We start from the raw sequence: 22,075 nt of genomic DNA on the forward strand, positions 1-22,075 counted from the left end.
CAACGAGTGGAAAGAGGGCTTCGAGTCCCAGCGCGAGAAGTGGGAGCAGGACTACGCTGCGGCCCAGGCGCGCTGGGAGGCCCACACGACGCAGGTTTCGACCGCCGACGAGAACATCTCCGACGCGCCGGCCTCTGCTGGTTCCTCCTTCTCGAGCGACTCCGAGTCTGCGGGAACCCTCGCCGACGACGAGGCTCTCGCCGCTCTTCGCGAGAAGCTCTCCTCGAACTCCTAATTCGAGCAACGGAACGGCCGGATCCTCACGGGTCCGGCCGTTCCGGCGTTAACCGGCCGGCGGCCCGATCCGGGCCGTTGCGGACCTTCCGGGCCGGCGTGCTGGCCCGGATCGTCCGAACCGGCCCGGCGAGGGTGTCGCCGACAGCCGGCAGGCGACGGCTAGCATTGCTCGCGTGTATCTCATCGGCCTCACAGGCGGCATCGCATCCGGAAAGACCGTGGTCGCCAGACGGCTGGCCGAGCACGGGGCCGTGCACGTGGATGCGGACGTTCTCGCCCGTCAGGTGGTCGAACCGGGCACGCCCGGGCTCGCGGCGATAGCCGAGAGGTTCGGCCCCTCGGTGGTCGCTCCGGACGGGTCGCTCGACCGCGCGGCCCTCGGCGCCATCATCTTCGCCGACCCGGAGGCACGGGTCGCGCTCAACGCGATCACCCACCCCGCCATCAAGGAGCTCTCCCAGCGCCTGTTCGCGCAGGCCGCCAGCCGCGATCCGAACGCCGTCGTCGTGTACGACGTGCCGCTGCTCGTGGAGGCGTCACGCGACAAGGACTACCACGCCTTCGACCTCATCGTGGTGGTGAATGCGAGCACCGAGACCCGCACCCGGCGGCTCGTCGAGCTGCGCGGCCTCAGCCGTGAGGAGGCCGTCCACCGGCTCAACTCCCAGTCGACGGACACCGAGCGCCTCGCCATCGCGGATGTCGTGATCGACAGCAACGGAACGCTCGAGGAGACGCTGCAGCAGGCCGACGCCCTCTGGGAGTCTCTGCCGCATCCGGCGAACTGAGCGCGCGGCTCAGCCCACGGCCGGCAGGAGCAGCAGCACCGTCGGCACGGCCACGAGGGCGAACCCGCCGGCGATCGCCGCGAGCCGGGTCGGCCAGGCGAGGGCGGGCCGGCCGTCGATGAGACGCGCGATGCGCCTGCTCGCCGCCGGGCTGTCGTCCGCGAAGGAGTTGTTGCCGTCGGCGGCGGCCGGACCGGGCTCGGTGTCGGCGACGGGAACGGAGGCGGAGGCCACGAGGGCGATCGATCGCACCAGGGTCTCCCTCGACACGGCGCGGAGGGCCTGGTCGTCGGCGAGCATCTCCACGAGGATGGCCACGGCGTCGAGCGCCCGCGTCGCGATCGGGAACCAGGGCAGCGAGCCGCGCCAGGCGCGGAATGCCAGCAGCACGATGTGATGGCGCTGGGTCGCGTGCGCCGTCTCGTGCGCGACCACCGCGCGCAACTGCTCCCGGTCGAGCAGGGCGGTGAGCCCGGCGGAGAGCACGGTGACCGACCGCGTGGTGCCCGGCAGGCAGTAGGCGACGGGCGCCTCCGAGTCGATCAGCCTCGCGTTCGGCTGCTCGGGCATCGGGTCGCTGAGGAGCGAGACGAGCTGCAGGTGGCGTCGACGCGACCGCTCGGCCCGCACGAAGGTGGTGGCGAGGTTGAGCAGCAGGTGGATGCCGAGCAGGATCGCACCGGAGAGGGCGAACATCTGCCCGAACGCCACACCCGCCGGAAGGGGCGCCCCGGCAAGCACCGCGGGCAGGGCGACGAGGCCGTCGACGAGGCTGGTGCCGAACGGTTCGAGCCCATAGGTGAGCAGGGCGCCGATCATCGACAGGCCACCGGTGAGAGCGATGGCCTGCCAGACCACGAGCGCGGTGCCCGGGGCGTGGGACGGCCACTGCGCGCGGGAGAGCAGGATGGGCACCGGCCACGCGAGCACGAGCGCCAGCGCGGCGAGGGCGAGCCAGGTGGGCACTCCGGTCAGTTGCCGGCGAGGATGCGGCGGAGCGTCTCCGCCTCGCTCGGCGTCACCTGCCCCACGAATCGCGCGAGCACCGCCTCGCGGTCCGGCGCGGCGCCCAGCACCTCGTGCATGAGCTCGGCCATGTGGTTCGCGCGGCTCATCGACGCGCGGTAGAGGTGCGGGCGGGAGTCGCGTTCGCGGGTGACGAAGCCCTTGGCCTCGAGGCGGGAGAGCACGGTGAGCACGGTCGTCACGGCGAGGTCCTTGGCTGCGCCGGTGGCACCGCTCGCGGCGAGGCCGTCGCGCATCTCGCCCGAAGTCATCGGGGTCTCGGAGTCCCAGAGCAGGTCCATGACCGATCGTTCGAGTTCGCCGAGTGTCGCCATGCCAACATTCTACCCCGCGTAGAAGACGATTTCTACATCCGGTAGAAGAGCACTATTCTACAAACCGTAGAAATCATTCTCGCCGTCAATCGGAGGATCACGTGGAGGCCATCGACCCGCTGCTCATAGCGCGTTGGCAGTTCGGAATCACCACCGTCTACCACTTCTGGATGGTGCCGCTCACGATCGGTCTCGGTCCGCTCGTGGCGATCATGCAGGCCGCCTGGCACCGCACCGGAAACGTGCGCTACTACCGCATGACCAAGTTCTGGGGAAAGCTCTACCTGATCAACTTCATCCTCGGGGTGGCCACCGGCCTCGTGCAGGAGTTCCAGTTCGGCCTCGCCTGGAGCGAGTACAGCCGCTTCGTGGGCGACGTGTTCGGGGCGCCGCTCGCGATGGAGGCACTGCTGGCGTTCTTCGTGGAGTCGACCTTCCTCGGCCTGTGGATCTTCGGCTGGGGCAAGCTGCCCAAGCGCATCCACCTCGCCTGCCTGTGGATCGCGGTGCTCGGGTCGGTGGTGTCCGCCTACTTCATCATCGTGGCCAACTCCTGGATGCAGCATCCGGTGGGCGTCGTGCTGAAGAACGGCAGGCCGGTGATGACGGATGTCTGGGCCGTGCTCACGAACAACACGGCAATCGCGGCGTTCACCCACACCATCTTCGGGTCGCTCGGCGTGGGCGGGGCGTTCCTGCTCGGCATCGCCTGGTACCAGCTGTGGCAGCGGCGCCGGGACGGGATCGACACGGTGGATGCCGCCGGCCGGGTCGTGCCCGGCGAGGCCCCCGGCATCCCGGGCCGCGATCGCGCGGACCACGGCGTGTGGATCGCGTCACTGCGTATCGGTGCCGTCGTGGCCATGGTCGCGTTCGGCGGGGTCGCGCTCACCGGCGACTACCAGGCCAAGCTCATGTTCCAGCAGCAGCCGCTCAAGATGGCGGCGGCCGAGGGGGCCTGCCACACCGGCACGAGCTTCTCGGTGCTCTCGGTGGGCAAGCTCGGCTCCAAGAACTGCGACGACGTGACCCCGGTGATCGAGATCCCCGGCCTGCTCTCCTTCCTGGCCCACGGCGACTTCACCACGGACATCAAGGGCATCAACGAGCTGATTCCCGAGTACCAGGCGAAGTACGGCACCACGCTGCCCGACGACCCGAAGTACGGCGCCCGGGCCGGGCAGGCGATCGACTACCTGCCGATCATGGAGGTCACCTACTGGGGCTTCCGGCTGATGATCGGCTTCGGGGGCGCCGCCGCCTTCGCCGCGGCCGTGGCCCTCTGGTTCACTCGCAAGGGGACCGTGCCGCGACAGCGCTGGCTCATGCAACTCGCCATCGCGGGCATCCTCGCTCCCTTCGCCGCCAACTCGGCCGGCTGGGTCTTCACCGAGATGGGCCGGCAGCCCTTCGTGGTGGCGCCGAACCCCAGCGGCGTCGACGGGGTATTCATGTTCACCGCCGCCGCGGTGTCTCCCGGGGTGAGCTTCGGCGAGATCCTCTTCTCGGTCTCGGCGTTCACCATCGTCTACGCGGTGCTCATGGTGTTCGAGCTGCGGCTGCTCGTGAAGTACGTGCGCGGGGGAGTCGCGAGCGCCCTGCCCGAGCTGGCCGAGCCGGGCCCGAAGGACGACGAGCCCACCTCGGGCGACGTTCTCGCCTTCGCCTACTAACCCACTCGCTTCGACAGAACAGACCAAGGAACTCCCATGGAACTACTGCCCACCGTCTGGTTCGCCGTGATCGCGGTGCTCTGGACCGGATACCTCTTCCTGGAGGGCTTCGACTTCGGGGTCGGGATGCACATTCTCTTCTCCGCGCGAACCGAGACCCAGCGGCGGGTGATGCTCAACGCCATCGGTCCGATCTGGGACGGCAACGAGGTGTGGCTGATCACGGCGGTCGGGGCGACCTTCGCGGCCTTCCCGCTCTGGTACGCCTCGCTCTTCTCGGCGCTCTACCTTCCGCTGGTGGTCGTGCTGCTCGCCCTGATCTTCCGGGCGGTGGCCATCGAGTTCCGCGGCAAGGGATCGTCGCGGCGCTGGACGAGGGGCTGGGACGTCGCTCTCGGCCTCGGCTCCCTCGTGGCCTCGTTCGGCATCGGCGCGACCCTCGCGCTCACGACCACCGGCCTGCCGATCGACGCGAACGGCGACCGGGTCGGGGGCGCCTTCGCCTGGCTGAACGGCTACGCCCTGCTCGGCGGCCTGGCCTTCGTGGGCTTCAGCCTCGTGCACGGCGCGGCCTTCCTGGCGCTCAAGACGGAGGGCGAGGTGCGCATCGGCGCGCGCTCCTTCGCGGGACGCGCCGGACTGATGGCCCTCGTGCCGCTCGCGGTGTGGGTGCTCGCCGTGCAACTGCAGCGGGGAAGCCTGACGAGCTGGATCCTGGTGCTGCCGATGCTCGGGGCCGCCGCCGTGGCCTGGCGCGCCACCCGGGTGGGGCGGGAGGGCTGGTCGTTCGTCGGGTTCGGCGGCTTCCTGGTCGCCGGAATGGCGGCGATCTTCCTCGCGTCGTACCCGGTGGTGCTGCCGTCCACGATCGACCCGAGGTTCGACCTCACGGTGGCCACCGCGTCGTCGTCTCCGTACACGCTCGGCGTGATGAGCATCGTGGCCTGCCTCGGCATCCCGCTCGTGCTGGCCTACCAGGGCTGGACCTACTGGGTGTTCCGCAAGCGGATCGGCGCCGCGCAGATTCCGCAGGCCCACCCGGTGACGGCGGCCGTGCGGCCGAGACCGTGACCCAGCCCGCGTCCGAGGCAGCGTCCCGTTCGCCGTTCGCCGGCCTGAGCGCCCTCAATCGGCCCACGCTCTACCTGCTCGGGCTCCTCAGTGCCCTCAAGGCCGGGGCGCTCATCGTGCTGGCCACTGCGCTGGCGGCCGGCATCGTGAGCGTGATCGGCGGCGGTACCGCGTGGATGTCCGCTCTCGGCTGGGGCCTCGCCGCCGGCGTCCTGCGCGCGGGAGTCGCCTGGGTGCACCGCGTGGTCTCCGCCCGTGCGATGCTGGGGGCCAAGGAACGGCTGCGTGCCCAGCTCGCGGAACACGCCATGGGCGAGCGCGGCTCCGGCGGCCCCACCGGCTCGGTCGTGACGCTCGCCACCGACGGCCTGGACGAGCTGGACAAGTACTTCACGGTGTTCCTGCCGGCGCTCGTGACCGCCGCGACCGTGCCGCTCATCGTCGGGGCGCGCATCCTCTTCGCCGACTGGGTGAGCGCCGTGGTGATCGTGCTCACCGTGCCGCTCATCCCCGTGTTCATGGCGCTGATCGGGCTGCACACCCGCGAGAGGGTGACCGCGGCGACGGATGCCCTGGCCCGGCTCTCCGACCACCTGGTGGAGCTCGCGCGCGGGCTGCCGGTGCTCGTCGGCCTCGGTCGCGCCCACGAGCAGGCCGAGTCGCTGCGGAGCATCTCGGACCGGTACCGCAGCCGCACCGTGGAGACCCTGAAGACGGCGTTCCTCTCCTCGCTCGCCCTGGAACTCATCGCCACCATCTCGGTGGCCGTGGTCGCGGTCTTCATCGGGGTGCGCCTCGTGGTCGGCGACCTGTCCCTCGAACTCGGGCTGCTCATTCTCGTTCTCGCCCCGGAGTGCTTCACCCCGCTGCGGGTGATCGGCACGGCCTTCCACGCTTCCCAGGACGGCCGAGAGGCCCTCACCCGGGTGGAGCGGATGCTCGCCCGCCGCCCCGGCGACCGGCTCGTCTCCGCCGGGCCGTGCCCGGTGCGCGTCGAGGGGCTGACCGTGCGATTCGGGGATCGCGGCGCGCCGAGCGTGAACGCGCTGCACTTCGAGGCGCCGACCGCACAGATCACCGTGCTCGACGGGCAGAGCGGCGCGGGCAAGTCCACGGTGTTCGCCGTGCTCGCCGACAGGCTCGTCACGGGCGCCGGCGTCAGCGTGAGCGGAACCGTCACCGGGGTGGAGCCCGGGCGGATCGCGTGGCTTCCGCAGCATCCGCGGGTCGCCGCGGCGACCGTCGGCGAGGAGCTCGCCCTCTACTCCGGCGACGAGACGCCCGCAGCGGCCGTGCACGGCGTGCTGCGCCGCCTCGGGTTGGTGCGCCTGGAGCACGCCGACCCCAGCCTGATCAGCCCGGGGGAGCTGCGGCGGGTGGCCTTCGCCCGGGTGCTGCTGCGGGTGCGCGCGGGGGCCACCCTGGTGCTGCTCGACGAGCCCACCGCGCACCTCGACCGGGCGAGCGCCGCCCTCGTGGTGGCCGAGATCGCCGGGCTGCGCGGCTCGGCCACGGTGATCGTCGCCTCCCACGATGCGCGGGTGCGCGACCTGGCCGACACCCTGGTGCCTCTCGGCCGGGGCGGTCGCGCGTCATCCGTGGGCCTCGAACTGCCCGCCGGGGCCGACGAGGCGCCACGCCGGCCGCCCTTCCTGGCGGAGACGTCGCCCGCCCGTACCGGCCGCGCCCTCGCGTCCTTCCTCCGCCCCGTCGTCGGCCGGGTGCTCGGCGCCGTGCTTCTCGGCACTCTCGCGTCGCTCTTTGCGATCGCGCTCACCGCCCTCTCCGGCTGGCTGATCGTGCGGGCGAGCCAGCATCCGCCCATCATGTTCCTGCTCGTGGCGATCGTGGGGGTGCGGTTCTTCGGCATCGGCCGGGCCGTGCTGCGGTACTCGGACCGGCTGCTCAGCCACAGCGCCGTCTTCTCCGCCGTCACCGAACTGCGGGCGCGGCTCTGGACCGCCCTCGCCGACCGGGGCCTGCGTGACCGCTCGCTGCTCAGCGGCGGGAGCGCGCTCGAGCGGCTGGTACGAGACGTGGACCGGGTGCGCGACCTGTCCATCCGGGCGGTGCTTCCGCTGGTCGTGGGCGCGCTCACCGTCGTCGCGACGATCGCGGCGCTCGGCCTGATCGAACCGCGCACGCTGCCTATCTTCCTCGGGCTGGCCGTCGCCGGGCTCGTTCTCGCGCCGACCGCCGCGATCCTCGCCGACAGCTCGGCAAGCCGCGCCCAGCAGGCGCTGCGGTCGCGCGTGCTCCGACGTTTCGCGGCGATGCTGGGGGCGGCGGCCGACCTGCGCGTCAACGGCGTCGACGGCAGGCTGCGCCGGCAGCTGCGGCGGCTGGATGCCCAGGCTAGCGAGCAGGCCAGGCGCGGCGCGTGGGCGCTCGGCCTCGGCTCGGCGATCGTGGTGCTGTCGTGCTGCGCGGCGGCGGTGCTGGTGCTGCCTGTGACCGCCCTCGCGGTGGCCCGAGGCACCCTGCGGCCGGAACTTGTCGCCGTGCTGGCGCTCACCCCGCTCGCGCTCATCGACCCGCTGCTCGACCTCGTGGCCGCCGCCCAGCAGTGGCCGTCGTTGCGCGCGGTGCTCGCCCGGGTGTCCGCCGTGACCGAGCCCTCCGAGGTCGACCGGGCCGCCGGTGCCGTGCCGCCCGAGCGCATCACGAGCCTCGCGCTCCGGGGCGTCTCGGCCGCCTGGCCGGGTTCCGGCCCGGTGTTCACGGGCGTCGACGCCGAGGTGCGCTCGGGGGAGTGGCTCGTGGTGACCGGGCCGTCCGGGTCCGGAAAGTCCACGATGCTGGCCGTGCTGCTCGCCCAGCTGCGCCCGGTGACCGGCCGGCTCGAGATCAACGGGCGGGATGCCGCGGCAATGGATGCCCTGTCCCTCGGCCGCCGCATCGGCTGGTGCCCGCAGGAGGCACACCTGTTCAACTCCACCCTGCGCGCAAACCTCCTCATCGCGCGGGGCAGGGACGACGCCCCGGACACCGCGGAGATGACGAGCGTGCTCACCAGGGTGGGGCTCGGTCCGCTGCTCGACCGGCTGCCGAACGGACTGGACACGGCGATCGGCGCCGAGGGCAGTTCGCTGTCGGGCGGCGAGCGTCAGCGGGTGGCCGTGGCACGCACGCTGCTCACCCGGGCCGACGTGGTGCTGCTCGACGAGCCGACCGCACACCTGGACGAGGAGGCGGCCGAGCAGCTCATCGCCGACCTGGTCATGGCGCTCCACGACCGGGTGACGGTGCTGGTGACCCACCAGGCGACCGCCGGCATCCCGAGTGCCAATCGCATCGACCTGGGCCGCCGCCCGACCGTTATGCCCACGGCGCAATCCGGGCTCGTTGTCAGTGGCGCTGCCTAAGCTTGAAGCATGCAACCGACACGTTCCGTGCGCCCATTCGAGGTGATCAGCGACTACACGCCGAGCGGCGACCAGCCCGCGGCGATCGCCGAACTCACGGGCCGAATCAACGCCGGCGAGACGGATGTCGTGCTGCTCGGCGCCACGGGAACCGGCAAGTCCGCCACCACCGCCTGGCTCATCGAGGCCGTGCAGCGACCCACCCTCGTGCTCGCGCACAACAAGACCCTCGCCGCCCAGCTCGCCAACGAGTTTCGCGAACTCATGCCCAACAACGCCGTGGAGTACTTCGTCTCGTACTACGACTACTACCAGCCGGAGGCCTACGTTCCGCAGACCGACACCTTCATCGAGAAGGACTCCTCGGTCAACGCGGAGGTGGAGCGGCTGCGTCACTCCACCACCAACTCTCTGCTCAGCCGGCGCGACGTGATCGTCGTGTCCACGGTCTCCTGCATCTACGGCCTCGGCAGCTCCGAGGAGTACCTGGACGCCATGATGGCGCTGCAGGTGGGCATGAAGATCAACCGCGAGGCGCTCATCCGCAAGTTCGTGTCGATGCAGTATCAGCGCAACGACGTGGACTTCTCCCGCGGCAACTTCCGGGTGCGCGGCGACACCATCGAGATCATCCCGATGTACGAGGAACTCGCGATCCGCATCGAGATGTTCGGCGACGAGATCGAGGGGCTGTACAGCCTGCATCCGCTCACCGGCGACGTGGTGAAGAAGATGGATGCCGTGTCGGTGTTCCCCGGCTCGCACTACGTGGCCGGCCAGGAGCGCATGCACGCGGCGATCAAGACCATCAAGGTGGAGCTCGCGGAGCGTCTGGAGCAGCTCGAGCGCGAGGGCAAGCTGCTGGAGGCCCAGCGCCTGCGCATGCGCACCACCTTCGACCTGGAGATGATGGAGCAGATCGGCTTCTGCAGCGGCATCGAGAACTACTCGCGGCACATCGACCAGCGCCAGCCGGGCGAGGCGCCGCACTGTCTCATCGACTACTTTCCCGAGGACTTCCTCGTCGTGATCGACGAGTCGCACGTGACCGTGCCGCAGATCGGCGCGATGTACGAGGGCGACGCGTCCCGTAAGCGCACCCTGGTCGAGCACGGCTTCCGTCTGCCGAGCGCGCTCGACAACCGTCCGCTCAAGTGGAACGAGTTCCTCGAGCGCGTCGGCCAGAAGGTCTACCTGTCCGCCACCCCCGGCAAGTACGAGATGGGCATCACCGACAGCGTGGTGGAGCAGATCATCCGCCCCACCGGCCTCATCGACCCGGAGATCGTGGTGAAGCCCAGCAAGGGCCAGATCGACGACCTGCTCGAGGAGATCCGCAAGCGCGTGGCCGTGAACGAGCGCGTGCTCGTCACCACCCTCACCAAGAAGATGGCCGAGGAGCTCACCGAGTTCCTGGGCGAGGCCGGAGTGCGGGTGCGCTACCTGCATTCGGATGTCGACACCCTGCGCCGCGTGGAGCTGCTGACCGAACTTCGTCAGGGCGTGTACGACGTGCTCGTGGGCATCAACCTGCTGCGGGAGGGTCTCGACCTGCCCGAGGTGTCGCTCGTGGCGATTTTGGATGCCGACAAGGAGGGCTTTCTGCGCTCCTCGACCTCGCTCATCCAGACCATCGGGCGCGCGGCCCGCAACGTGTCCGGCGCGGTGCACATGTATGCGGACGTGATGACCGACTCGATGAAGCTCGCCATCAGCGAGACCACCCGGCGCCGGGCGCTGCAGGTGGCGTACAACCTCGAGCGCGGGGTCGACCCGCAGCCGCTGCGCAAGAAGATCGCGGACATCACCGACTCCCTCAACCGGGAGGGCGCGGACACCGCGGCCCTGCTCGCCGGGCGCGACGGACGCAAGCGGTCGCCCACGCCCAACCTCAAGCGCGCGGGCCTCGCCGCCAGCGGCGCGAACGACCTCGAGACGATCATCCGCGACCTCAACGAGCAGATGCTGGCCGCCGCCGGCGAGCTCAAGTTCGAGCTGGCCGGACGCCTGCGCGACGAGGTCGCCGACCTGAAGAAGGAACTGCGCCAGATGGAGGCCGCGGGGCACTTGTCGTAAGGGGTGGTCGGTGCACAAGGGCACAGCGCAATCGCGTCGGGAGCAAGAGGCGACTACGACCCGTTGGCGGAGGTATCCAGAGCGGCCCTGATCGTCCTCGCGGGCTCTCGAGTTGTTTCTCTATTCAAGCGAAGACGCTGCTGCGGGCCTCGATCGGGCGACCGCGTGACAGACTGAGATAATGTCTGCTTTCGACCGCTTTATGCAGTGGCGCCTGCGAAACAACACGCCTGCGCGGAGTGCCTTCGTGGGCGACGTCACGTCTCAAGAGCGTTACAAGACGATGATCGACGCGACCATATCGCCGCGGCTGAGAGAACTGGGCCTCAAGGGCAGCGGCGGTAAGTACGAGCTCACTTCTAAGACTCACTGGGCACTGCTGGGGTTCCAGAAATCCGTCTACAGCGATCGTCAGGCCATCCGGTTCACAGTCAACCTGGTCGCTGTGACCCGAGAAGCCTGGGAACACGGTGTGGAAGAGCACCCCCATTGGGGCAAACGCACCTCTTCCGGTGGAATGATCTACGGTGCGGCGGTGCCGATTGTGCGCATCGGGCAGGCCGCGGGGCGCGAGGACATTTGGTGGGAGTTCCGAGCCGTCGACGATATCGAGGCGACCGCGGCGGAGGTTCGCGCGGACATAGAGGAGTTCGGCCTGCCGTGGCTTCACGAACACATGCAGTAGGCCAGACCTATTGGGGTGCAATCGCGTGCAACCTAGCGTCCCAAACGCCCGAAAAGAACAGCGCGCAGCTCAGGAAGATTGCAAAACAGACGTAAAGCCCCCGACGATTCGGACTCTGGCGGCCGACGACATCGGTCCTGTGGCCCAGAGAGGGAGCCCTAGCCGATCGAGAAGGTCTGCAAACTGCCGCGTAAATATGAAGCAGGCGGCAGCGCCGCCGACGGACAGCACGGCGAGCGTGAGGATCAGGAAAAACACAGGCGAATCATCCCACGACCGTTGCCCGGAATTCGTCCTCGGTCGCGCTACCGGTCTCCCGAGTTGTGTTGCTCACTCAAGTAGAGGGCGCGCTGCGCACGCCTCGCTGTTGCATGCTTCAAACTGAGGCATGGTCGCACGAGAGAAACCAACGAAGGTCGACGTAGATCACTGGCATCGGATCCTGGGTAGCCCGTTCGCTGGAGCGTACGTTTCGGAGCTGTACTGGCTTGCTCGCGACACCGTGGAAACCTGTGAACGAGTCTTCTCGAACGCGGAGCCCCCTCCTCCTGAAAGTAGCTACATCAAGGTCGACCATGCGCTGCATGCGGACATCTATCGCGTTCTGAATAACGCGGCTCGCATCCGCGCCCTCGTCAAGGATCGTTCGCGGCGACCCGACCAGAGCGCGCGACAATTCGCAGTGCAGGAAAAGAGGACTCGCTGGATGCGAGACCTTCTGGACGGGCAGTCCACAGACGCGATCCTTCAGGCTCAGGTCCGGAACTCGCTGGAACATTTCGATGAATATCTCGACGAGACGGCACTGCGCAGCAGCATGGCGCAAATCGCCAGACCGACCTTGTTCCCCATCGACATGACTCTCGGGAGGGATGGGAGCCTTCAGCAGTTCACCGAAGGCGTTGTCTACCCAGTGCGCGTCTATTTGGCTGAAGAGAGAACGTTTGTCAACTGCGGCAAGAGGATAGACGTCGGGGCTATAGCACTGGAATGTCAAACGATCGCTGAACACTTGGTCGAGCTTTCACCGCAACTAGCGAAGGAGAATGAGCCCTCAAGCGAGGGCCGAGGATCCTCAATGCTCGTCGTCACGAACGACTCGTTCTCCTAACCGGTTGCGGGTCGTACTGAGAACTAAGGCAGTCGGAAGCAAAGCTCTGCTGTGTTCCGTCCGGAATAGAGTGAAGGATGGTTCGCCCTAGCCGGTAACCCGCCCACAGGGCCCCGGCCTTGTTTGGGAGGGGCAGGCAGCCCGTTCGAGCGTGGCCGATTGTGGGCCAAACGAGGGGCGTACTTGCGAATTGTCCCGTCGGCCGCGCCGGTGGGCTGTGATTGGTGCGGCCCTCGTTGAAATTCGGTGCGTTCACGGGCCGCGGCCGGCATGCGCATGTATCACCACCGCCCAACCCCGCTCCTGAATGGGTAGCACGGGAAATCCGAGTCCCGTCGGGAGCGGAGCACCATGTCGCGTCGAGTACTGTTCTGGATCCGCCGCTACCGGCCCAGCGAGCTCACCGGCACGGTCACCGCCTTCCTCGCCGCGTGGGGTGCGTTCGCCGCCACCGGGTCGCTGCTGGTGGCCGCGGTCGCCGGCACCATCGGCGAGAACATCGGCTTCTACGGCGTGGCCACGGCCCGCAACTTTCTCGAGCAGTGGCGCGAGGCCACGCCCATGCGGGGGAGGCGGGCACGCCGGTCGTTCGTGCGCACCGCCTGGCTCACCGCGGTGGAGTTCGGCCCGGCCGAACTGCTCGACACGCTGCTCATCCGACCCGGCCTGCTCTATCTCGCACCCCTCGTGATCGGCATCCCGGCGGTCGGCTGGGTCGTGGGCAAGGTGCTCGCCGACGTGCTCTTCTACCTGCTGGCGGCCGTCGGCCACCTGCTCGGTCGCCGGATGCTGAGCCGCCGCCCGATCGACGACACGGTGATCGAGGCGGAGGTGCGGGCGGCACGCATCCGCCAGCTGGCCCGCACGCTCGACCGGGTGGACCTGGATGCGCTCATCACACGGCACGGCACCCCGTTCATGCTGCTGGAGCCCCAGCGCGTCGCCGAGCAGTACGCCCGCCTGCGCGCGGCCCTGCCGTTCGTGCGCCTGCACTACGCCGTCAAGGCGCTGCCGCACCCGGCGGTGCTCGACACGATCGCGGCGCTGGGCGGATGCTTCGATGTGGCGAGCGACGCCGAGATCGACCTGCTGGCCTCCCGCGGCATCCGCACCAACCGGATGATCCACACCCATCCGGTGAAGAGTCCGGCGGAGATCACCCGCGCCTACGTGCTTGGCATCCGCACCTTCGTGATAGACAGCGCGGGGGAGCTCGCCAAGTTCCGCGGCGTGCCGGCCGACGTGTCCCTGCTGGTGCGGCTCGGCTACCGCAACCCCGCCGCCAAGAGCGACCTGTCCAGCAAGTTCGGCGTCTCGCACGCCGAGGCCGACGCCCTCATGGCCCAGGCCGCGGCGCAGGGCAGCCGCATCGCCGGGTTCAGCTTCCACGTGGGCAGCCAGCTCGACAGCGTCGCGGCGTTCCGCACCGCCGTCGGCCAGACCCTCGACCTCATGGGCCGGCTCGAGGCGCGCTGGGCCGTGAAGTTCGGCATCCTCGACATCGGCGGCGGCTTCCCGGCCTCCTACCGGCGGGACGTGGCCACCATCGAGCAGATCGGGGAGGCGATCGGGCCGATGCTCGAGCCGTTCATCCCGCGCCTCACGGTGATCGCCGAGCCCGGCCGCATCCTGGTGGCGGATGCCGCCACCGTGGTCACCCGCGTCGTGGGCACGCGGGTGCGCGAGGCCGAGCGCTGGTGCTTCGTGGACGACGGCGTGTACGGCAGCTTCTCCAACGTGGCCACCGAGGCCGTGCATCCGGTGCTCGTCGCTCGCTCCGAGCTCGACGGCACGGCACCGGCGCTGGTGCCGACGACCGTGGCCGGCCCCACCTGCGACAGCGCGGATGTCCTGGCCCGGTCATACCCGCTGCCCGCGCTGCGGGAGGGCGACACCCTGCTGAGCCCCACCATGGGGGCGTACACGGCGGTCACCGCCACGGAGTTCAACGGCCGACGCCGGGCTCCCATCGTGGTGATCGACCGCGTCGCTCCGGAGGCCGTTCGCCCGGAGACGGAGCGCGTGCTGGCGACGGTCGCGTCCTGATCGGGCGGGCCGGACTCTGCCGAGAGCGAACCCGGCACGAGCAATGTCGGTGGTCTCCGTAGAATATGTAGAGTGTCTATTTCCCGTGTCGAATCCGCAGCCAGGCTCTCCGTACACGGCGCTCGAGTCCACAATCTCAAGGGTGTAGACCTCGAGATTCCGCGGGATTCGCTCGTCGTCTTCACTGGGCTCTCCGGCTCTGGCAAGTCCTCGCTCGCCTTCGACACCATCTTCGCCGAGGGCCAGCGGCGCTACGTCGAATCGCTCTCCGCCTACGCCCGCCAGTTTCTCGGCCAGGTCGACCGGCCGGACGTGGACTTCATCGACGGGCTGAGCCCCGCCGTCTCGATCGATCAGAAGTCCACCAACCGCAACCCGCGGTCCACGGTGGGCACGATCACCGAGATCTACGACTACATGCGCCTGCTCTGGGCCCGCATCGGCATCCCGCACTGCGCCATCTGCGGCGAGAAGATCGAGCGCCAGACCGTGCAGCAGATCGCCGACCAGCTCATGACCCTCGAGACCGGCACGCGGTACCAGATCGTAAGCCCGGTCATCTCGCAGAAGAAGGGCGAGTTCGTCGACCTGTTCAAGGAGCTCGCGGCCAGCGGATACTCGCGCGCGATCGTGGACGGCGAGCAGATCCAGCTGAGCGAGCCGCCCATCCTCAAGAAGCAGATCAAGCACGACATCTCCGTGGTCGTGGACCGCCTCGTGGCGGCGGACGACATCCTCACCCGCCTCACCGACTCGCTGGAGACGGCCCTGCGGCTCACCGACGGCCTGGTCAGCGTGAACTACGTGGACGAGACCGGTCCGGCGGCCTGGCGCAACTTCTCGGAGAAGCTTTCCTGCCCCAACGGCCACCCAGTGCAGCTCACCGAGATCGAGCCGCGCACCTTCTCGTTCAACGCCCCGTTCGGCGCCTGCCCGGAGTGCTCGGGCCTCGGCACCAAGATGTCCGTCGACTCCGAGCTGCTGCTCGGCGACCCGGCACTGAGCCTCGCCGACGGCGTGATCCTGCCCTGGACCCAGTCCGGCAAGGGACTCTTCAACTACTTCCAGCGGCTGCTCGAGGGGCTCGCCGCCGACCTGGACTTCTCGCTCAAGACCCCATGGCGCGACCTCGGTGCCGACGTGCAGCAGGCCATCCTCAAGGGCAACGACTTTCAGGTGACCGTCAAGTGGAAGAACCGCTTCGGTCGCGAGATGAAGTACTCCACCGGCTTCGAGGGCGTGATGCCCTACATCGAGCGCAAGTTCATCGAGGCGGAGACCGACTCGGCGCGCCAGCGTTACTCGGCGTACCTCCGCGAGATCAACTGCCCGGTCTGCGACGGCAAGCGGCTCAAGCCCGAGGTGCTTGCGGTCACCGTGCACGACCACAACATCGCGGATGTTGCGGAGCTCAGCCTCATCGACGCCTTCGAGTTCATGGACCTGCTCGAGCTCTCCGAGCGCGAGGCGAAGATCGCCGCCCAGGTGCTGCGGGAGATCCGGCTGCGGCTCGAGTTCCTCATCGAGGTCGGCCTCAACTACCTCAACCTGGCCCGCTCGGCCGGCTCTCTCTCCGGCGGGGAGGCGCAGCGCATCCGCCTGGCCACCCAGATCGGTTCCGGCCTCACCGGGGTGCTCTACGTGCTCGACGAACCGAGCATCGGCTTGCACCAGCGCGACAACCGCCGGCTGATCGAGACCCTCGTCAAGCTCAAGAACCTCGGCAACACGCTCATCGTCGTGGAGCACGACGAGGACACCATCCGCACCGCGGACTGGATCGTGGACATCGGACCGGGCGCCGGCGAGCACGGCGGCGAGGTCGTGCACTCCGGCTCGTACGAGAAGCTGCTCGAGAACCGCCGGTCGATCACGGGGGACTACCTCTCCGGTCGCCGCTCCATCGAGACGCCGAAGAAGCGGCGCAAGGTCGACAAGAAGCGCATGCTCCGGGTGGAGGGCGCCCGCGCCAACAACCTGCGCAACGTGACCGTGGACTTCCCGCTCGGCACCTTCACCGCCGTCACCGGGGTGAGCGGATCGGGCAAGTCGAGCCTCATCAACGACATCCTCTACAAGGTGCTCGCCAACGAGCTCAACGGGGCGAGGCAGATCCCCGGAAAGCACACCCGCGTCACCGGCCTCGACAACCTCGATAAGGTCGTGCACGTGGACCAGGCGCCGATCGGGCGCACCCCGCGCTCCAACCCGGCCACCTACACCGGCGTGTTCGACAAGATCCGCAACCTGTTCGCCGAGACCGTGGATGCGAAGGCCCGGGGCTACCTGCCCGGCCGCTTCAGCTTCAACGTGAAGGGCGGTCGCTGCGACAACTGCTCCGGCGACGGCACGATCAAGATCGAGATGAACTTCCTGCCAGATGTCTACGTGGTCTGCGAGGTCTGCAACGGCGCGCGCTACAACCGCGAGACGCTCGCCCTGCACTACAAGGGCAAGAGCATCTCCGAGGTGCTCGACATGCCGATCAGCGAGGCGGCCGAGTTCTTCGAGGCGATCTCCTCCATCAGCCGCTTCCTCAACACCCTGGTGGATGTCGGCCTCGGCTACGTTCGCCTCGGCCAGAGCGCGACAACCCTCTCGGGCGGCGAGGCGCAGCGGGTGAAGCTCGCGACCGAACTGCAGAAGCGATCGATGGGCCGCAGCATCTACGTGCTCGACGAGCCGACCACCGGCCTGCACTTCGAAGACGTGCGCAAGCTCCTCCTGGTGCTCAACGGTCTTGTTGACAAGGGCAACACCGTGATCGTGATCGAGCACAACCTCGACGTGATCAAGTCGGCTGACTGGCTCATCGACCTCGGTCCGGAGGGCGGCGCGGGCGGAGGCGAGGTGCTCGCCGTGGGCACCCCGGAGTATCTCGCCACGGTGGAGGAGAGCCACACCGGCACCTTCCTCGCCGAGGTTCTGGGCATTGCGCGACCGGGAGTGCGGGCGCTGGCCGACGCGGTGCCGGCGGCCGGCTAGCCGCGATGGCCGACACCGTCAGCTATCGCCCGAAGGCGGGCGAGATTCCGACCCAGCCGGGCGTCTACCGGTTCAAGGACGACAAGGGCCGAGTGCTCTACGTCGGCAAGGCCAAGAACCTCCGCGCCAGGCTGAGCAACTACTTCGCCCCGCTGCAGAACCTGCACGAGCGCACCCGGCGCATGGTGCTGAGTGCGTCGGCGGTGGAATGGACGGTGGTCGGCACCGAGTTCGAGGCCCTCCAGCTGGAGTTCACCTGGATCAAGGAGTTCAACCCGCCGTTCAACGTGCAGTTCCGCGACGACAAGTCGTACCCGTACCTGGCGATCAGCCTCGGCGACACGGTTCCCCGGGTGCTCGTCACCCGCAACCGCTCGATCAAGGGCGCCCGCTACTTCGGGCCGTACACCAAGGTGTGGGCCATCCGCGAGACCGTGGACCTCATGCTCAAGGCATTCCCGATGCGCAGCTGCTCGGACTCCACCTACAAGAGGGCGGAGCAGACCGGCCGACCGTGCCTCCTGGGCGACATCGGCAAGTGCGCCGCCCCCTGCGTGGGCCGCATCACCAAGGAGGAGCACAAGTCGATCGCACTCGACTTCGCCTCGTTCATGGCCGGCAACGACTCCAAGTACATCGGGGATGTCGGGCGCAAGATGAAGGCGGCCGCCGCCGAACAGGACTACGAGTCGGCCGCGCGGTACCGGGACCAGCTCGCGGCGCTCGAGACCGCGCTCTCCAAGAGCACGGTCGTGCTCGGCGACGACGTGGACGCGGACATCTTCGGCATCGCGCACGACGAACTCGCCGCGGCGGTGCAGCAGTTCCGCGTGCGCGGCGGCCGCATCCGGGGTGTGCGCAGCTGGGTGGTGGACAAGGAACTCGACCTGGACCTCGCCGAGCTCGTGGAGACCGTGGTGCAGAACGCCTACGACGACGAGGTTCCGCCGCCACGACTCGTGGTGGTGCCCGAGCTGCCCGAGGATGCGCCGGAGCTCGAGCAGTGGCTGGGCTCGGTGCGCGCGGAGCGCGGCTCCAGCGGCAAGGTGGTGCTGCGCGTCGCCCAGCGGGGCGATCTCGCCGCCCTCGCCCAGACGGTGGGCACCAACGCGAAGAACGCCCTCATCCTCTACAAGACCCGGCGCAGCGGCGACTTCGTGGCCCGGTCGCAGGCCCTCGCGGACATCCAGGAGGCCCTCGGCATGCCCGACGCGCCCCTGCGCATGGAGTGCTATGACGTCTCGCACCTGAGCGGCACCAACATCGTCGCCTCGATGGTCGTGTTCGAGGACGGCCTGCCGCGCAAGGACCAGTACCGCCGGTTCAGCATCCCCAACTCCACCGACGACACCGAATCGATCTACCAGACGCTCAGCCGGCGCCTCGCCTACCTGAGCGATGACGCCGCGATCGAACCCGCGCCCGACCCGACGACGGAGCCGGTGACCGGCACCGACCTGAAGAAGTTCAGCTACCGCCCCAACCTGCTCATCGTGGACGGTGGACAGCCGCAGGTCGCCTCCGCGGCACGCGCCCTCGCCGACGCCGGGGTCACCGGCATCACCCTGTGCGGCATCGCCAAGCGCCTCGAGGAGATCTGGCTGCCGGACTCCGACTACCCGGTGATCCTGCCGAGGAACAGCGACGCCCTGTTCCTGATCCAGCGGATCCGCGACGAGGCGCACCGCTTCGCCATCACCTACCAGCGGCAGCGGCGCAGCAAAGACGTCAACTCGCAGCTCGTGGAGATCCCGGGGCTCGGGCCGGCCCGGGCGCGGGAACTGCTCAGGCACTTCGGCTCGGTCACTCAGCTGCGCGCGGCCGAGGTGACGAGCATCGCCGAGGTCAAGGGCATCGGGCCCACCCTCGCGCAGGCCATCTACGAGTCGTTGCGTGCCTGAGGCTTGTTAAGCTTGATACCAGGCAACCTCCCTGCCGACGGCTCCACACCAACTGAAGGCGTGATTCAGCAATGACCGAGGACACCTCGAGCCACGAAGTACTGATCATCACCGGCATGTCTGGGGCGGGCCGGTCCACGGTCGGAAACGCGCTCGAGGACCTGGGCTGGTACGTGGTCGACAACCTGCCGCCGCAGATGCTGAGGCCGCTCGTGGAGCTCGCCGGCCGGGCGGGCAGCACCCTGCCCAAGATCGCCGCCGTCGTGGACGTGCGGGGCGGCAAACTCTTCTCCGACCTCGAGCAGGCGGTGGTGAGCCTGCGCGAGAGCGCGAGCGTGCGCGTGCTGTTCCTCGAGGCCACCGACGCGGCCCTCGTGCGGCGCTTCGAGCAGGTGCGCCGGCCGCATCCGCTGCAAGGTGACGGCACGCTGCTCGACGGCATCGGCGCCGAGCGGCAGCGGATGCTCTCGATGCGGGAGTCGAGCGACATGATCATCGACACCTCGGACCTCAACATCCACCAGCTCGCGACCACCATCTCCGAGACCTTCGCGACCGCGCAGACCCCCGGACTCCACCTCACCCTGCTCAGCTTCGGCTTCAAGTACGGCCTGCCGGCCGACGCCGATCTGGTGGCGGACATGCGCTTTCTGCCCAACCCGTTCTGGGTTCCCGAGTTGCGCGGACTCACCGGACTCGACTCCGAGGTGAGCAACTACGTGCTCACCCAGGAGGGTGCAGAGGAATTCATCGACAGCTACTCGCACGCGCTCGAGCCCGTCTTCGCCGGGTATCAGCGCGAGAACAAGAGACACGCTACGATCGCCATTGGATGTACTGGCGGAAAGCACCGATCGGTTGCGGTCGTCGAGAAGCTCGCCGGCATCCTTCGTCGCCAGCCGGGCGTTGCGGTAAGCATCAAACACCGTGATCTCGGTCGGGAGTAGTGTCTCGAGTCAGGACCACGCTCGTGCTCTGACCCGTTCTCCGTTGGCGCACCACACCGCACGATTCACAGCAAAGTAAGGACACGGATTGGCTCTCACCGCCGACGTCAAGGACGAACTCGCTCGCATCGACGTGAGCAAGACGACAGTGCGAGCGGCGGAGCTTGCGACAATCCTCCGCTTCTCCGGCGGGCTTCACCTCATCTCCGGCCGCATCGCGGTCGAATCGGAGCTCGACACCGCGCAGCTCGCGCGCCGGGTGCGCAAGGACCTCGCGGAGCTCTACGGCGTGAAGAGCGAGATCTCCGTGATCTCCGCCTCCGGCCTGCGCCGCACCAGCCACTACCTCGTGCGCGTGCTCGACGGGGGAGAGACCCTCGCCCGCCAGACCGGACTCCTGGATGCCCGGCGCCGGCCCATCCGCGGCCTGCCCAACAAGCTCACCACCGGCAGCCGCGAGGAGCTCGCCGCCGTCTGGCGCGGAGCCTTCCTCGCCCACGGCTCGCTCACCGACCCGGGCCGCTCGGCCGCGCTCGAGATCACCTGCCCCGGCAACGAGTCGGCGATGGCCCTCGTGGGTGCGGCCGGCCGACTGAAGATCTCCGCCAAGGCCCGCGAGGTGCGCGGCGTGCACCGCGTCGTGATCCGCGACGGCGAGGCGATCAGCGCCATGCTCGTGCACATGGGCGCCCACTCCACGGTTCTCAACTGGGAGGAGCTTCGCCAGCGCCGCGAGGTGCGTGCCACCGCCAACCGGCTCGTCAACTTCGACGACGCAAACCTGCGCCGCTCGGCCCAGGCGGCCGTCGCGGCCTGCGCCCGGGTGGAGCGCGCGCTCGAGATCCTCGACGGTCACGTTCCGGAGCACCTGCGTTACGCGGGGGAGCTGCGCCTGCGTTTTCGTGACTCGAGCCTCGACGAGCTCGGCCACCACGCCGACCCGCCGATGACCAAGGATGCCGTGGCCGGGCGCATCCGCCGCCTCCTCGCCATGGCCGACAAGCGCGCGGTCGATCTCGGAATTCCGGGCACCGACGCGAATCTGCCGCCGGACTACGAAGACGCCTGAGCCGATCTCACGACGCTGGGAAGCATCTGGGAACCAGCCGAGTTGACGCTAGTAGACTGAAAATGTCACCCGGTTGCCGCGCCATCTGGTGCCCCGGGTTGGAGACAAGGAGATCGGAATATGGCTGATTACACGCTGCCCGAACTGGGTTACGACTATGGCGCCCTCGCGCCGAGCATCAGTGGAGCCATCATGGAGCTTCACCACTCGAAGCATCACCAGGCCTACGTCACCGGGGCCAACACCGCCCTCGCCCAGCTCGCCGAGGCACGCGACAAGGGCGACCTCACCTACGTGAACAAGCTGCAGAAGGACCTCGCGTTCAACCTCGGCGGTCACGTCAACCACTCGATCTTCTGGACGAACCTCTCGCCGGACGGCGGAGACAAGCCCACCGGCGAGCTCGCCTCGGCGCTCGACGACAACTTCGGGTCGTTCGACAAGTTCACGGCCCACTTCACCGCCGCCGCCCTCGGCGTGCAGGGCTCCGGATGGGCCGCGCTCGTCTGGGACTCGATCGGGCAGAAGCTCATCGTTCAGCAGTTCTTCGACCAGCAGTCGAACTTCGCCGCGGGCACCGTTCCGGTGCTGCTGCTCGACGTCTGGGAGCACGCGTACTACCTCGACTACAAGAACGTGCGCGCCGACTACGTCAAGGCGTTCTGGAACATCGCCAACTGGGCGAACGTGCAGCAGCGCTTCGAAGTTGCCCGCGAAAAGACGAACGGCCTGCTGGTAATGTCATAGCGCCAGCGTAAAAGCACCGGTTGTGGCCGGGGCG

At 68.6% G+C, this 22,075-nt stretch carries 15 protein-coding genes and 1 pseudogene; 14 read left to right on the plus strand and 2 right to left on the minus strand.

Going from position 1 to position 22,075, the window contains the following annotated elements:
- Both rpsA and coaE read left to right on the plus strand, forming a co-directional pair.
- Positions 1-235 (plus strand): annotated as a pseudogene (rpsA, locus tag ACHZD8_RS14120) (30S ribosomal protein S1); the annotation flags it as partial.
- Positions 236-410: 175 nt separating this feature from the next.
- Positions 411-1,025, plus strand: coding sequence for a dephospho-CoA kinase (gene coaE / locus ACHZD8_RS14125; RefSeq protein ID WP_394771068.1), 615 nt, complete (start codon positions 411-413; stop codon positions 1,023-1,025).
- Positions 1,026-1,034: 9 nt separating this feature from the next.
- Here the strand turns inward: coaE and ACHZD8_RS14130 are convergent, their stop codons facing one another.
- Positions 1,035-1,991: a M56 family metallopeptidase gene (locus tag ACHZD8_RS14130; protein ID WP_394771069.1), complete on the minus strand. Its 957-nt coding sequence runs from the start codon at positions 1,989-1,991 to the stop codon at positions 1,035-1,037.
- Positions 1,992-1,996: 5 nt separating this feature from the next.
- A complete protein-coding gene (locus ACHZD8_RS14135; protein WP_394771070.1) occupies positions 1,997-2,365 on the minus strand; it encodes a BlaI/MecI/CopY family transcriptional regulator in 369 nt (122 codons plus the stop codon).
- A gap of 110 nt (positions 2,366-2,475) precedes the next feature.
- Here ACHZD8_RS14135 and ACHZD8_RS14140 point away from each other — a divergent pair, with 110 nt between their 5' ends.
- The 12 genes from ACHZD8_RS14140 to ACHZD8_RS14195 all read left to right on the plus strand — a co-directional run bounded on the left by ACHZD8_RS14140 (position 2,476) and on the right by ACHZD8_RS14195 (position 22,041).
- Complete coding sequence (locus tag ACHZD8_RS14140; RefSeq protein ID WP_394771081.1) at positions 2,476-4,038, plus strand: cytochrome ubiquinol oxidase subunit I; 1,563 nt, start codon at positions 2,476-2,478, stop codon at positions 4,036-4,038.
- Between the two features lie 36 nt (positions 4,039-4,074).
- Positions 4,075-5,109 carry a cytochrome d ubiquinol oxidase subunit II gene (gene cydB / locus ACHZD8_RS14145; RefSeq protein WP_394771071.1) on the plus strand — a complete coding sequence of 345 codons (1,035 nt, stop codon included), beginning with the start codon at positions 4,075-4,077 and terminating at the stop codon, positions 5,107-5,109.
- Positions 5,106-8,474: a thiol reductant ABC exporter subunit CydD gene (cydD, locus tag ACHZD8_RS14150; RefSeq protein WP_394771072.1), complete on the plus strand. Its 3,369-nt coding sequence runs from the start codon at positions 5,106-5,108 to the stop codon at positions 8,472-8,474. Before cydB ends, cydD begins: the two co-directional genes overlap by 4 nt.
- A gap of 9 nt (positions 8,475-8,483) precedes the next feature.
- Positions 8,484-10,550 carry an excinuclease ABC subunit UvrB gene (uvrB, locus tag ACHZD8_RS14155; RefSeq protein WP_394771073.1) on the plus strand — a complete coding sequence of 689 codons (2,067 nt, stop codon included), beginning with the start codon at positions 8,484-8,486 and terminating at the stop codon, positions 10,548-10,550.
- A 181-nt stretch (positions 10,551-10,731) separates the two neighbouring features.
- Positions 10,732-11,235 (plus strand): DUF4304 domain-containing protein, encoded by a 504-nt coding sequence (locus tag ACHZD8_RS14160; RefSeq protein ID WP_394771074.1) that lies wholly within the window; start codon positions 10,732-10,734, stop codon positions 11,233-11,235.
- Between the two features lie 388 nt (positions 11,236-11,623).
- Positions 11,624-12,346, plus strand: coding sequence for a hypothetical protein (locus ACHZD8_RS14165; RefSeq protein WP_394771075.1), 723 nt, complete (start codon positions 11,624-11,626; stop codon positions 12,344-12,346).
- A gap of 351 nt (positions 12,347-12,697) precedes the next feature.
- Positions 12,698-14,392, plus strand: a complete 1,695-nt coding sequence (locus ACHZD8_RS14170) for a hypothetical protein (RefSeq protein ID WP_394771076.1) — start codon at positions 12,698-12,700, stop codon at positions 14,390-14,392.
- A 72-nt stretch (positions 14,393-14,464) separates the two neighbouring features.
- Positions 14,465-17,377: an excinuclease ABC subunit UvrA gene (gene uvrA / locus ACHZD8_RS14175; protein WP_394771077.1), complete on the plus strand. Its 2,913-nt coding sequence runs from the start codon at positions 14,465-14,467 to the stop codon at positions 17,375-17,377.
- Between the two features lie 5 nt (positions 17,378-17,382).
- Positions 17,383-19,278 carry an excinuclease ABC subunit UvrC gene (gene uvrC, locus ACHZD8_RS14180; protein WP_394771078.1) on the plus strand — a complete coding sequence of 632 codons (1,896 nt, stop codon included), beginning with the start codon at positions 17,383-17,385 and terminating at the stop codon, positions 19,276-19,278.
- A 71-nt stretch (positions 19,279-19,349) separates the two neighbouring features.
- Positions 19,350-20,225, plus strand: a complete 876-nt coding sequence (gene rapZ / locus ACHZD8_RS14185; RefSeq protein ID WP_394771079.1) for an RNase adapter RapZ — start codon at positions 19,350-19,352, stop codon at positions 20,223-20,225.
- An 88-nt stretch (positions 20,226-20,313) separates the two neighbouring features.
- Positions 20,314-21,294, plus strand: a complete 981-nt coding sequence (gene whiA / locus ACHZD8_RS14190; protein ID WP_147782279.1) for a DNA-binding protein WhiA — start codon at positions 20,314-20,316, stop codon at positions 21,292-21,294.
- 120 nt (positions 21,295-21,414) lie between these two features.
- A complete protein-coding gene (locus ACHZD8_RS14195) occupies positions 21,415-22,041 on the plus strand; it encodes a superoxide dismutase (protein WP_394771080.1) in 627 nt (208 codons plus the stop codon).
- Positions 22,042-22,075 lie beyond the last annotated feature (34 nt).

It is taken from the genome of Lacisediminihabitans sp. (assembly GCF_043726815.1).
In the GTDB taxonomy this organism is placed as follows: domain Bacteria; phylum Actinomycetota; class Actinomycetes; order Actinomycetales; family Microbacteriaceae; genus Lacisediminihabitans.

Excerpts from the sequence above, each read along its gene's own strand:
- ACHZD8_RS14135 (WP_394771070.1), bottom strand. The coding sequence starts at position 2,365 with ATGGCGACACTCGGCGAACTCGAACGATCGGTCATGGACCTGCTCTGG.
- uvrC (WP_394771078.1), top strand. The coding sequence starts at position 17,383 with ATGGCCGACACCGTCAGCTATCGCCCGAAGGCGGGCGAGATTCCGACC.
- ACHZD8_RS14195 (WP_394771080.1), top strand. The coding sequence starts at position 21,415 with ATGGCTGATTACACGCTGCCCGAACTGGGTTACGACTATGGCGCCCTC.
- uvrB (WP_394771073.1), top strand. The coding sequence starts at position 8,484 with ATGCAACCGACACGTTCCGTGCGCCCATTCGAGGTGATCAGCGACTAC.
- rapZ (WP_394771079.1), top strand. The coding sequence starts at position 19,350 with ATGACCGAGGACACCTCGAGCCACGAAGTACTGATCATCACCGGCATG.
- ACHZD8_RS14160 (WP_394771074.1), top strand. The coding sequence starts at position 10,732 with ATGTCTGCTTTCGACCGCTTTATGCAGTGGCGCCTGCGAAACAACACG.
- ACHZD8_RS14165 (WP_394771075.1), top strand. The coding sequence starts at position 11,624 with ATGGTCGCACGAGAGAAACCAACGAAGGTCGACGTAGATCACTGGCAT.
- ACHZD8_RS14170 (WP_394771076.1), top strand. The coding sequence starts at position 12,698 with ATGTCGCGTCGAGTACTGTTCTGGATCCGCCGCTACCGGCCCAGCGAG.
- cydB (WP_394771071.1), top strand. The coding sequence starts at position 4,075 with ATGGAACTACTGCCCACCGTCTGGTTCGCCGTGATCGCGGTGCTCTGG.